Source organism: Microbispora sp. CSR-4 (genome assembly GCF_008033685.1).
Taxonomy (GTDB): domain Bacteria; phylum Actinomycetota; class Actinomycetes; order Streptosporangiales; family Streptosporangiaceae; genus Microbispora.
In genome coordinates, this window is sequence record NZ_VJVX01000002.1 from 215,692 (window position 1) to 227,772 (window position 12,081).

10 protein-coding genes are annotated in these 12,081 nt (G+C 72.7%); 4 read left to right on the forward strand and 6 right to left on the reverse strand.

Features of this window, described 5'->3' with window-relative positions; genetic code table 11:
* Nucleotides 1-12: 12 nt before the first annotated feature.
* On the reverse strand, nt 13-384 hold the full coding sequence (locus FLV34_RS04375) for a DUF4267 domain-containing protein (RefSeq protein WP_147942427.1): 372 nt from the start codon (nt 382-384) through the stop codon (nt 13-15).
* 88 nt (nt 385-472) lie between these two features.
* Between FLV34_RS04375 and FLV34_RS04380 the strand changes: the two genes are divergently transcribed.
* A complete protein-coding gene (locus tag FLV34_RS04380; protein WP_147942428.1) occupies nt 473-1,045 on the forward strand; it encodes a TetR/AcrR family transcriptional regulator in 573 nt (190 codons plus the stop codon).
* A gap of 102 nt (nt 1,046-1,147) precedes the next feature.
* Here FLV34_RS04380 and FLV34_RS04385 read toward each other — a convergent pair whose 3' ends face one another.
* Nucleotides 1,148-1,744 (reverse strand): TetR/AcrR family transcriptional regulator, encoded by a 597-nt coding sequence (locus tag FLV34_RS04385; protein ID WP_147942429.1) that lies wholly within the window; start codon nt 1,742-1,744, stop codon nt 1,148-1,150.
* Between the two features lie 105 nt (nt 1,745-1,849).
* Between FLV34_RS04385 and FLV34_RS04390 the strand changes: the two genes are divergently transcribed.
* Nucleotides 1,850-3,436: an MDR family MFS transporter gene (locus tag FLV34_RS04390; RefSeq protein WP_260617099.1), complete on the forward strand. Its 1,587-nt coding sequence runs from the start codon at nt 1,850-1,852 to the stop codon at nt 3,434-3,436.
* Between the two features lie 81 nt (nt 3,437-3,517).
* Here FLV34_RS04390 and FLV34_RS04395 read toward each other — a convergent pair whose 3' ends face one another.
* The 3 genes from FLV34_RS04395 to FLV34_RS04405 form a co-directional block, all read right to left on the reverse strand.
* Nucleotides 3,518-6,004, reverse strand: coding sequence for a polynucleotide kinase-phosphatase (locus FLV34_RS04395; protein WP_147942430.1), 2,487 nt, complete (start codon nt 6,002-6,004; stop codon nt 3,518-3,520).
* A complete protein-coding gene (locus FLV34_RS04400; RefSeq protein ID WP_147942431.1) occupies nt 6,001-7,671 on the reverse strand; it encodes a 3' terminal RNA ribose 2'-O-methyltransferase Hen1 in 1,671 nt (556 codons plus the stop codon). Before FLV34_RS04400 ends, FLV34_RS04395 begins: the two co-directional genes overlap by 4 nt.
* Nucleotides 7,672-7,969: 298 nt before the next feature.
* A complete protein-coding gene (locus FLV34_RS04405; protein WP_142645500.1) occupies nt 7,970-8,887 on the reverse strand; it encodes an LLM class F420-dependent oxidoreductase in 918 nt (305 codons plus the stop codon).
* Nucleotides 8,888-8,979: 92 nt separating this feature from the next.
* Between FLV34_RS04405 and FLV34_RS04410 the strand changes: the two genes are divergently transcribed.
* Both FLV34_RS04410 and FLV34_RS04415 read left to right on the forward strand, forming a co-directional pair.
* Nucleotides 8,980-10,134 (forward strand): hypothetical protein, encoded by a 1,155-nt coding sequence (locus tag FLV34_RS04410; RefSeq protein WP_147942432.1) that lies wholly within the window; start codon nt 8,980-8,982, stop codon nt 10,132-10,134.
* 68 nt (nt 10,135-10,202) lie between these two features.
* On the forward strand, nt 10,203-10,901 hold the full coding sequence (locus tag FLV34_RS04415; protein WP_168065626.1) for a TetR/AcrR family transcriptional regulator: 699 nt from the start codon (nt 10,203-10,205) through the stop codon (nt 10,899-10,901).
* Nucleotides 10,902-11,011: 110 nt separating this feature from the next.
* Here FLV34_RS04415 and FLV34_RS04420 read toward each other — a convergent pair whose 3' ends face one another.
* Nucleotides 11,012-11,962, reverse strand: coding sequence for an NADP-dependent oxidoreductase (locus FLV34_RS04420; protein ID WP_147942433.1), 951 nt, complete (start codon nt 11,960-11,962; stop codon nt 11,012-11,014).
* Nucleotides 11,963-12,081 lie beyond the last annotated feature (119 nt).

The following is a 12,081-nucleotide window of genomic DNA, read 5'->3' on the forward strand; positions in this document are numbered from 1 at the left end:
TCTCGTCGCCGGTCAGACGGCGAAAAGCAGGGCGGCGCTGACCAGGATGACCACGGCGGTCGCGAAGTGGATGCCGAACGCGACCGCCCGGCTGCCGCCGTTGCGCAGCACGATCAACGTGTCGCCCAGGGGCAGCAGGGCGACGACCAGCATGAACCATGCCTCGGCGCGGGCGCCGCCGAAGGCCAGCAGGGCCAGGCCCAGCAGGCCGTAGGTCCCGTCGCGCAGGCCCTTGATCGTCAGATAGGCGCCGTCGCCGTCCTTCTTGGCCGGGACGCCGTAGCCCGCGGCCGCCGCCTGGGGCACGAGCAGGAAGCGGGCACCGATGTACACGACGAACAGGTTGAGGACGACGGCGAGGCCGTACGCGATGGGGGTGAGCATGTCTCTCTCCGGGATCTAGCAGCGCTAGGAACAAAATCGACGCTAGCAGAGCAGTGCCATATTCGCTAGCGCTGCTAGAGTTCGGAGCATGTCCATCCAGTCACGCAAGGAGCGCGAGCGCGCCGAGCGCGAGAAGCTGATCATCAGGGCGGCCCGCGAACTGGCCGAGGCCGAGGGATGGGATGCGGTGACGACCCGGCGGCTGGCCGAGCGGGTCGAATACAGCCAGCCGGTGCTCTACAGCCACTTCAAGGGCAAGGACGCGATCATGGCGGCCGTCGCCGTGGAGGGCTGCGCCGACCTGGCCGTGGAGCTGCGCGCGGCCCGGACCGCGGCGGCGGACGCCCACCGTGCCATCGCCGACGTCGGCGCGGCCTACGTCGCCTTCGCCGACCGGCACCCGGCGCTCTACGACGTGATGTTCAACCAGATCGTCGCCCTGCCGTGGGCCACTCCCGAGGCCCCGCCCGCCCTGCAGGCGGCCTTCGGCGAGCTGGCCGAGGCCGTACGCCCGCACGCCCGCGGCGACGACCTGGGCGCGCTGACCGAGACCTTCTGGGCCGGCCTGCACGGCCTGGTGACCCTCATGCGGGGCGGCCGGCTCCCGCGCCAGCTCCACGAGCGCAGGCTCGCGCTGTTCCTGTCCCGGTTCACCGGCTGAGCCCGGCGGAAGCCCAGGCGGAAGCCCGGGGACCGGCGGAACATCGGGCCGATAGAGAGTCCGGGCTCAGCGGAAACCACGTCCAGCGGAGGGGCCCGGGGCTCAGGCGAAGGGCCGCGCTATCTCGTCGAGGGCCTGCTCCATGATCTGGGAGAGCGGGCGGGCCTCCTGCTCCTCGATCCAGATGTTGGTCGCGATGCGCAACGCGACGAGGAATGCGGCGGCCATGATGCGGCGCTTGAGGTCGGCGCCCGGCTCTCCCGATCCCTCTCGGCCGGAGATCGCCTGCACAAGTTCCCGTTCCAGCTCGGCATGGTTGGCGAGCTGCCGGGCGAGCAGGGCCGGATGGCGCCTGGCCAGCGAGGTGCGCACCGCCCACTCCCTCTCGGGCTCGCCCACGTCCTCCAGCTCGTCGCGTACGGCGCCGCGCAGCGCCTGCCAGCCCGACTCCTCCGCCGGCCGTTCGCGAACCGCCCGCACCAGGGACCGGATGCGCTGCTCCTCGCCGTACAGGAGGGCGTCTTCCTTGTTGCCGAAGTAGTTGGAGAAGGTGCGGCGCGAGACGTTGGCGGCCTCCACGATGTCGTCGACGGTGACGTGGTCGAGCCCGCGTTCCACCGCGAGCCGCATCGTGGCCTTGTGGATCGCCTGCCGTGTCTCGGCCTTCTTCCGTTCGCGCAGCCCCGCCGTCGTCTCCATCGTGGGCCAAGCTTAGCCGCCAAATTATTGCCCACCAGGCAAAGTTGCCCAGTGGGCATGTAATCTTGAGGCAGTTGTCCTCACCCATCCGATTGGAGGCTGCGCGTGAGCGCACCCACGCTGCCGGAGACGGGGGCCAAGAGCCACCGGCAGATACTCGAAGCGCTGAGCGGCCTGCTCCTCGTCCTGTTCCTGGCGATGATCAGCAGCACGGTCGTGTCGGTCTCGCTGCCGCAGATCATCGGCTCGCTGAACGGCACCCAGTCGCAGTACACCTGGGTGGTCACGGCGGCCCTGCTCACCACGACCGCCTCGACCCCCATCTGGGGCAAGCTCGCCGACCTGTTCAGCAAGAAGCTGCTGCTCGAGATCGCCATCGGCATCTTCCTCGTCGCCTCGCTGGCCTGTGGCTTCGCCCAGAACACGGCGATGCTCATCGCCTTCCGCGCGGTTCAGGGCCTGGGCATGGGCGCACTGCAGATCCTCGTCCAGGTGATCATCGCCGCGATGATCAGCCCGAAGGAGCGGGGCAAGTACAACGGCTACCTCGGCGCGGTCATGGCCGTGGCCACGGTCGGCGGGCCGCTGCTGGGCGGCCTGATCACCGACACGTCCTGGCTGGGCTGGCGGTGGTGCTTCTTCCTGCCGATCCCGTTCACCGCGATCGCGCTGATCGTCCTGCACCGCACGCTCGACATCGTCTCGGTCCGCCGTCCCGGCACCTCGGTCGACTACCCCGGCGCGCTGCTCATCGCCGCAGGCGTGAGCGTCCTGCTCGTCTGGGTCACCTTCGTCGGCAACTCCTTCGACTGGATCTCCTGGCAGACCTTCGCCATGGTCGGCGCGTCGGTCGTGCTGCTGGGCGTCGCCGTCTGGGTGGAGTCGGTGGTCCGCGAGCCGGTCGTCCCGCTGCACGTCGTACGGCGGCGCACCCCGGCCCTCGCGATCCTCGCCAGCCTGGCCGTCGGCATGGCGATGTTCGGCGGTGCGGTCTTCCTGGGCCAGTACTTCCAGATCGGCCGCGGCTACAGCCCCACCGAGGCGGGCCTGCTCACCATTCCGTTGATGTTCGGCGTGCTCGTGTCGTCCACGATCTCGGGCCGGATGGTGTCACGCAGCGGACGTGTCAAGCCGTACATCCTCGCCGGCTCGATCGTGCTCGCGCTCGGTTTCGCGGCCCTGTCGATGGTCGACCACGAGACCTCGCTGGTCGTCGTCGGCGCGGGGATGCTGGTGGTCGGCGCCGGCGTCGGCATGTCCATGCAGAACCTCGTCCTGGCCGTGCAGAACACCGTGCCGCTGCGCGAGCTGGGCGCCGCGAGCGGCGCGATCACGTTCTTCCGCTCGCTGGGCGGCACGATCGGCGTCTCGGTCCTCGGCGCGGTGCTGGCGAACCAGGTCACCGAGAACATCACCACGGGCCTGGCCAAGGCCGGCGTCCCGGTGCCGGCGGGCCAGAGCAGCGGCGGCGCCAGCCTCAACATGGGGGCGCTGCCCGAGCCGATCCGCACCATCGTGCGCGCCGCATACGGCGACGCCACCGGCCACATCTTCCTGATCTCGGCCTGCATCGCGGTCGTCGGCATCCTCGCCGTGCTGTTCCTCCCGCAGGTACGGCTGCGCGACAGCGTGGACCTGGCCGAGCCGGCCGCCCCCGGAGCGGACGCGCCCGCCGCGGCCGAGTCCCGCTGAGCCTGATCCCTCACCTGAACCCGGCCCCCGGGTACGGATCCCGAGCGTGGGCGGGAAGCCGTGCCGGGGGGCCGTCCCGTCTCACAGGCGGGGATCGACCGGCTCGGACTCCAGCGCGAGCACGGCGAAGACCGCCTCGTGGATCCGCCACAGCGGCTCGCCCTCGGCCAGGCGCGTCAGCGCCTCCAGGCCGAGCGCGTGCTCCCGCAGCGCCAGCGACCGCTTCCTGCCGGTGAACCTGCGCCGCAGCACGCCGAGCGACTCGGTGTAGTCGGGGCCGTAGATGATCCGCAGGTATTCCCGGCCCCGCACCTTCACGCCCGGCTGCACCCGTCCCTCCTGGTGGGCGGCGGGCTTGACCACCATGCCCTCGCCCCCGGCCTCGGTCAGCGCCGTCCACCACGCGACCGCCGCCTCCCGCTCCTCGGGCGAGTCGAGGGAGACGAAGAGGTGGCGGGTCGGCGTGACGAGCGGCGAGTCCATCAGGCCGAGCGTCTTCAGGTGCCACTCGTGCGGCTCCGCCACCGCCGTCGCCCGGCCCTCGCAGGCGAGGATCTGGAACGGCGCGAGCCGTACGCCGTCGAGGCCCGAGACCGGCCAGCAGTATCGGGCATAGGCGTCACGGAACCGGGCAGCGTTGCGGGCACGGCGGCGGGTGCGGTCGAGCAGAGCGCCTACGTCCAGGCCACGTCCCGCCGCCATCTCCAGCGCCGCGACCGCCTCGGGCAGCGCCACCCGGGCCGCCGCGCCCACCGAGGCGTACTGGTCGCGGATCAGTCCCTCCGCCTTGGCCGACCACGGCAGCAGCTCGCAGTCGAGCACCACCCAGTCGGTCTCCAGCTCATCCCAGAGTGGCGCGGCCGCCTCGCGCAGCCGGTCGACCAGCTCCTGCATGTGCTCGTCGAAGAAGGGCCGCCCGGTGCGGGTGTAGACGCTGCCCGTGCTGCCGTCGGCGACGCCGAAGCGGCGGGCCGCCGCCTCCGGCGTCCGTGCCAGCACGGCGATCGCGCGCGAGCCCATGTGCTTCTCCTCGCACACCACCCGGGTCACCCCCGCCCGCGCGAACTCGTCGAACGCCTCGGCCGGGTGCTCCAGGTAGCCGTCCAGCGCCGAGGTCTCCGGCGGGGCCATGGTCGGCGGCAGGTAGACCAGCCAGCGGGGGTCCACGGCGAACCGGCTCATGATCTCCAGCGCGGCGCGGGAGTTCTCCTCCGCGACCTTGATCCGGCCGCCGAACCGCGTCTCCACGAAGCGGGTGCCGTCCACGTCGCCGATGTCCAGCACGCCGGGGTCGCGGGCGGGCGTGGCGGCGGCCAGCGGACGCACCGGCTCATACCAGACCTTCTCGGCCGGCACCGAAACGAGCTCGCGCTCGGGATAGCGCAGGGCGGTCAGCCGCCCGCCGAAGACCACGCCGGTGTCGAGGCAGATGGTGTTGTTGACCCACTCCGGCTCGGGCACCGGAGTGTGCCCGTAGACGACCATGGCCCGGCCCCGGTAGTCGTTCGCCCAGGGATAGCGCACCGGCAGGCCGTACTCGTCGGTCTCCCCCGTCGTGTCGCCGTACAGGGCGAACGCCCGCACCCGCCCGGAGGCCCGCCCGTGGTAGGCCTCCTTGAGCCCGGCGTGCGCGACCACCAGCCTGCCGCCGTCGAGGCGATAGTGGCTGATGAGACCGTCCATGAACGTCCTGGCCGCCGCGCGGAACTCCTCCGGCTCGGCGGCGAGCTGCTCAAGCGACCGCTCCAGGCCGTGGGCGACCCGCACCTTGCGGCCGTCGAGGGCCCGCACCAGCTTCTGCTCGTGGTTGCCCGCCACGCACAGCGCGGTGCCCGCCTCGACCATGCCCATGACCAGCCGCAGCACGCCCGGCGTGTCCGGGCCGCGGTCGACCAGGTCGCCGACGAAGACCGCCGTACGCCCCTCGGGGTGGACGGCGCCGTCCGGCCCGACCTGCCAGCCCAGCCTGATCAGCAGGGACTCCAGCTCCGCCCGGCAGCCGTGCACGTCGCCGATGATGTCGAACGGCCCGGTGAGGTGGGTCCTGTCGGTCCACGCCTTCTCGTACGTGATGGTCACGTCGTCGATCTCGTCGCCGCGCAGGACGTGGACCCGGCGGAAGCCGTCCCTGGAGATCTTGCCGAGCGACCGGCGCAGCTCCTTGCGCTGCCGGCTGATCACGTGAGGGCCGAACGCCCGGTCGGGACGGGCCGCGTTGCGGGCGCGCGCCACCTCCTCCGGCACGTCGAGCACGATCGCGTCGGCGAGCACGTCGTGGGATCTGGCCAGCTCGATGAGCTTCTTGCGGGCCTCCCACTGCACGTTGGTCGCGTCCACCACCGTGAGCAGGCCACGGCGCAGGCGGATGCCCACGATGTGGTGGAGCAGCTCGAACGCCTCGGGCGTGGCCGTCTGGTCGTTCTCGTCGTCGGAGACGAGGCCCCGGCAGAAGTCGGACGAGACGACCTGTGTGGGCGCGAAGTGCCGGGCCGCGAACGTCGACTTGCCGCTCCCGGAGATGCCCACGAGCACCACCAGCGACAGCTCCGGCACGCTGATCTCGGTCACGGCCGCTCATCCCTCCTGCTGAAGACCGCCATCTGGGTGGGCGGCCCCACCTCGGGGTCGTCCTCGCCCACCGGCCGCAGATCGGCCGCGTAGCCGTACGTCTCGCACACGCCCGCCACCCATGCGGCGAACTCCGCCCGGCTCCACTCGAACCGGTGGTCGGGGTGGCGGCGTGCCCCCGCGAGCAGCTCGTATCTGACGTTGTGCTCCACGTTGGGCGTGGTGACGATCACGTGTGCGGGCCGCGCGGTGCCGAAGACCACGCGTTCGAGCGCGGGCAGCCGCGGCGGGTCCACGGGCTCGACGACCTCCATCAGCACCGCGGCGTCATATCCGGCCAGGCGCGCGTCGGTGTAGGTCAGCGAGCCCTGGAACAGCTCCAGCCTCGCCCGTTTGGCGTCCGGCATCCGGTCGGTGCGCAGACGGCGATTGGCTGTCGCGAGCGCGCGGGCCGACACGTCCATGCCGGCCACCTTGGTGAAGGACGGCTTGGCCAGCAGCGCCGTGAGCAGCTGCCCCGAGCCGCAGCCGAGGTCGAGCACGGTGCGGGCGCCGATCTCCTCCAGCGCCGCCACGACGGCCTCCCGGCGCAGCGTGTTCAGCGGCACCCGGTCCTCCTCCGCCCCGTCACCGGTCTCGTCACCGGTTTCGTCGTCCGGGCGCGGGGACGCGCTCTGCGTGTCGTCGGGCTCGGCCTCGTGGTGCTCCGCGCTGTCGGGCTCGGTGTCGACGGGCTCGGTGTCGGCGGGCCGGATGATGGCAAGTCCGGCGACGGGGAGCTCCGCATTGCCGGGCTCGGCGATGACAGGCTCGGCGATGACAGGCTCCGTCCGTCCGGTCGCACCGACGTCGGCGACCGGTGCGGCGAAGGCAGCGGGCTCGGCGCCCGGCTCCTCCTCGACCGGCGGGTCCAGGGTCTCCTCCACGTCGTCGCCGAGCTCGGCGAGGCGGGCGAAGGCGGTGCGGGTGAGCGCCCATCGCCGGCCGAGGTAGCGGCGGGTGATCAGGCCCTTGTCCGGGTGGCCGGCCAGCCATCCCTCTCCCGCGCGGACGAGCTTGTCGACCTCGTCGCTCGCCAGCCAGTAGTGCTTGGCGTCGTCCAGCACCGGGAGCAGCACGTACAGGTGGTTGAGCGCGTCGGCCAGGCGCACGTTCCCGCGCAGCGCGAGCCGTACGTAGCGGGACTCGCCCCATGCGGGGAAACCGGGGTCCAGCGGCACGGCTTCGGCGTCGACCTCCCAGCCCAGCGGCCCGAACAGCCGGTGCGCCAGATCGGCTCCTCCCCGGCACGGCAGCGCGGGCAGGCGGATCTCCAGGGGGATCGGCCCGTCCGCGAGGTCCTGGCGGGAGTTGCACCGCCCGGTCCGCGCCGTACGGAACACGTCGGCGAGCGCCGACGCCAGCAGGGAGGACGCGGCGTACGGCCGGTCGTTGACGTACTGCCCGAGGGAGAAGTCGGGTGAGGACGAGCCCCGTGAACGCGCCAGGCGCACCGGGTCGACCTCCAGCAGCAGCGCCGCGGTGCACCGGTCCTCGCTCGCCTCCGGATAGAAGACCCGCGCCGTGCCGAACGACCGCTCGAACTCCTGCACCCGGTCGGGGTGCTTGTGCAGGAGGAAGCCGAGGTCCGTCGCGGGCCGCAGAGTGGTCGAGATCGTGAGGAGCACCCGGCAAAGTGTGCCGGATGCCCCCTTCGACCGGCTATGCCTTTTCCTGGCATGCGGCTTCAATCACGTGTGGCAGCGCTGTCCCGCGGGCCGGCCACCCTCACACATGCGGCAGCACGGTTCTCCCGTGCGGCAGCGCCGTTCTCACACATGCGCCGTTCTCACACATGCGCCGTTCTCACACATGCGCCGTTCTCACACGTGCGCCGTTCTCACACGTGTGGCAGCACGGTCACCGACGCCCCGCGGCCCTGTGTCACACACCGGCGCCGCTTTCACACGTGCGCGAGCGCCGTACTCACACGTGCGGAAGCACCTCGGCCGCGATCAGCTCCAGGTGCTCAAGGTCGTGCAGGTCGAGGACCTGCAGGTAGAGACGCTCGGCGCCCATCTCGGCGAACCGGCCGATCTTGTCCACGATCTCCTGCGGCGTGCCCGCCAGCCCGTTGACGCGCAGCTCGTCGACCTGGCGGCCGATGTTGGCGGCCCGCCGGGCGATCTCCGCCTCGTCCCGCCCCACGCAGACGACCTGCGCCGCCGACAGCAGGACGGTCTCCCGGCCCGCGGCGTCGCACGCCTGCCTGACCCGGTCGAAGGCCGCGGCGGTGTCCTCGGGAAGGTGGAACGGCACGTTGTACTCGTCGGCGAACCGGGCGACCAGCCGCGGCGTCCGCTTGGCGCCCCCGCCGCCGATGATGATGGGCGGCCGGGGCCGCTGCGCCGGCTTGGGCAGCCCCGGCGAGTCGGCCAGCTGGTAGTGCGCGCCGATGAAGGAGAACGGCTTGGTCGCCGCCCAAAGCCCGGTCACGATCTCGAGCTGCTCCTCGAAGCGCTCGAACCGCTCGCCCAGGGGCGGGAAGGGGATCCCGTACGCCGTGTGCTCCTGCTCGAACCAGCCGGTGCCGAGGCCGAGCTCCACACGGCCGCCGCTCATCTGGTCGACCTGCGCGACGCTGATCGCCAGCGGCCCGGGCAGGCGGAACGTCGCGGCGCTCACCAGCGTGCCCAGCCGGATGCGCGAGGTCTCCCGGGCGAGACCGGCCAGAGTGATCCACGCGTCGGTCGGGCCGGGCAGGGGGTCGCCCTCGCCCATCCGGAGATAATGGTCAGACCGGAAAAACGCGTCGAACCCGAGCCGCTCGGCCGCCTGCGCCACCGTGAGCAGGTCGTCGTAGCTCGCCCCCTGCTGGGGTTCGGTGAAAATCCTCAGTTTCATCTGTCCATTATCCCTGCTGCCGCGCCCTCGACTTGCTAGAGTGCGAGCCGCCTGTGCGCAACGTGGTCGCATCGCAACTCAGGGTGGTGAGCGTGGACACCGCACGTCATTCCCGTGAAACGGGCCGCCCCCCGCGCTCCCTCGTCTTCCTGGCGTCGACCGCGCTCGTCGCGAGCACCGGTGCGGCGCTGTGGGCACTGCCCGCCGCCCCGCCCGGCTGGAACGCGGGGCCCGGGATGATGCCCGGGGCCACGCCTGGTGTCACGGCCACGCCCACCCGTGAGCGGACTCCGGCCTCCCCGGTGCCGGAGACGCTGGTCGCCGCGCGCCAGACGGTCGCCTCGCCGGCCCCGCCCTCCGCCGCTCCCACCGCCGACGAGCCCGCGGCCCCTTATCGGGGATTCCTCGACGCCTCCGGGGAACCCCGCCCAGAACTGCTGCGGGCGGGCGTGCGCTCGTTCACCATCGGTCACATCGTCGCCGGGCCGGGCGGCTGCGCTCCCCACTGGACGGGGGCGCGACCACGTGGCGGGGGCTCCGTCACCGCCCGAATCGAACGGCTGCGGGCAGACGGCGGCGAGGTGTGGCCGACGTTCGGCGGGCCGTACGGGCAGGAGCTGGCCGTCACCTGCGAGAACCCGGCCAGGCTGCTCTCGGCCTACCGCCACGTCGTGACGGCGCTCGATCCTCCCGGCATCGACTTCGAGGCCGGCGGGTCGGCCGGGCCCGCCGCCGTCAGCCGCCGCGCCGCCGCCGTCGCCCGGTTGCAGCGCGAGGCGCGGGCGCGCGGCCGCCCGCTGCGGATCACGTTCACGCTTCCCGCCTCCCGGCATGGTCTGGAGCCGGCCGACCAGAGCATGCTGCGGGCGGCCCGCGAGGAGGGGGTGGAGATCGAGTCGGTCGGCCTGCTCGTGCCGGTCGCCTCCGGCGTCTCGAACCTCCACGACCTGGCCGTCGCGGCCCGGGCGGCGCACCTCCAGATCGCCGTGGCGCTCGACGTGCCGCCCGACCGGGCGTGGCGGCGGATGGGCCTTGCGCCGGTCCTGTCCGGCGCCGGCGACCTCGGCCCCGGCGAGGCCGGGCGGCTGGCGGCCTACCGGGCCCGCAACGGCCTGGGCTGGCTGTCCCTGCGGGGCGCCAGGCCGGCCGACGACGTCCTGCGGATCCTGGCCCGGCCGCCGGTCCCCGGCGCGGGCGCCGCCCTTCCCGAGGTCACGCCCGGCGCCAGTCCCGTACGCCCCTGGTGATCCCGCACGCAGAGTTAGAGCGTTGTTCCAACTTTGGCGCACCGCTCCAAAAGCCGTAGGGTCGGCTCATGACAACGCGAGCGCGGCAGTCCGTACGGCGCAGGCAGGTGCTGTCGCGAGAGCAGATCATCGCAAGCGCGATCGAGCTGCTCGACGACGGCGGTGAGGGCGCGCTGACCGTCCGGGCGCTCACCGAGCGCCTCGCCACCGGGACCGGCGCCATCTACTACCACGTGGGCACTCGCGACGAGCTGCTGGACGCCGCCACGGAGACCGTGATCGCCGCCGCGCTGGCCGCCAGGACCGACCCGGCTTCCCCGGCGCCCGAGGACGAGATCCGGGCGACCGCGCTGAGCCTGTTCGGCGCGATCGCCGAGCACGCCTGGCTCGCCACCCAGTTGACCACCCAGTTCGCACGGCGGCCGTCGGGCCCGGTGACGGTAGGGATATTCGAACGGATCGGACGGCAGGTTCGCGCGCTCGGGGTGCCGCAGGCCGCCTGGTTCTCCGCGACTTCCACCCTGGTGCACTACATCCTGGGCGCGGTCAGCCAGCACGTCCGCTTCGAGCGGGACGCTCACGGCGCCCCCGGCGACGTCGGCCGGGAGAAGTTCCTCGGCGACGTGGCGGCGGCGTGGCAGGACCTCGACGCCGACGCCTACCCGTTCGTACGGGCGATCGCCGGCCAGATGCGCGAGCACGACGACCGTGAGCAGTTCTTGAGCGGCATCGCCCTCATCCTCGACGGCATCGCCCGCCTGCGCTGACCTCACCGCTCCAGCGGACGGACCGGCGCGAAGGGCGTGATCAGCTCCGTACGCCCCGGCCGGTGAGTGCCGCGACGAGGCCCTCGGCCCCGGGACCGTGCCGCCCTGCCTCAGCCGCGCTCGCCGTGGGCGGGAGGGACCATGAGGACGACCTTGCCCCGGCGTGGCCCTCGCGCGGCGGTCGCGTGCGCCTCGGCCGCCCGGTCCATGGGGAACACCGCCCGTACGGGGACGCGGAAGCGCCTCTGCGCCGACAGCGCGGCGGCGACGGCGAGGCCGTGCCGTCCGTCCGGCTCTCCGCCCAGCTCGCCACGGGAGACGGCGACCCCGAGCTCCGGGCCGGTGAAGTCGGCGATGGTGAGGACCGACTCCGGCGCACCCGTGATCGCGACGAGCTCACGAAGCGAGCCCGCGCCGGCGACGTCCAGCGCGAGATCGACCCCTCCGGGCACGACATCACGGACGCGCCCGGCGAGCCCGGGGCCGTACGCGACCGGGACCGCGCCGAGCCCGGCGATAAAGGCGTGGTTCTCCGGGCGGCCCGTGCCGATCACACGGGCGCCGCGGGCGACCGCGAGCTGGACGGCGACGCTGCCGACGCCGCCGGAGGCCCCATCGACCAGGAGCGTCGTTCCCGTGCCCACGCCGAGCCTGTCGAGCGCCCTGATGGCGGTCTCGACGCTCGTGCCGGCGGCGCCGGCCTCCTCCCACGACATCGAGGGCGGCTTCGCGGCCCAGAACGCCAGCACGGCGAACTCGGCGGCGGCGCCGCCCAGCCGCGAGACGTCGACGGCGCCGAAGACTTCATCCCCGGCGGCGAACCCGGTGACGTCCGCGCCGACCTCGTCGATCACCCCGGCGGCGTCGACACCGGGGATGTGCGGCAGGGGGAGCCGCGCGCTCGACGGCGACGTGCCGGCGCGCAGCGCGAGGTCGACCGGTGCGACCCCGGCGGCCCTGACCGCGATCCGCACCTCGCCGGGGCCCGCGTGCGGAGCGGGGAACCCTCCCACGGCGAGGACCTCGGGAGGACCGAACCGGTCGAAGTGCACGGCAGACATTTCCGCGTCCGGGAACATAATCACCTTTCCGGCTGTTCCGAGTTGCCGCCGACCACGGTAGGCGGGCGAACGGCGGCGACCGTCTCGGATCGCCGGAAGCGAGAGGGGCACAGACGACA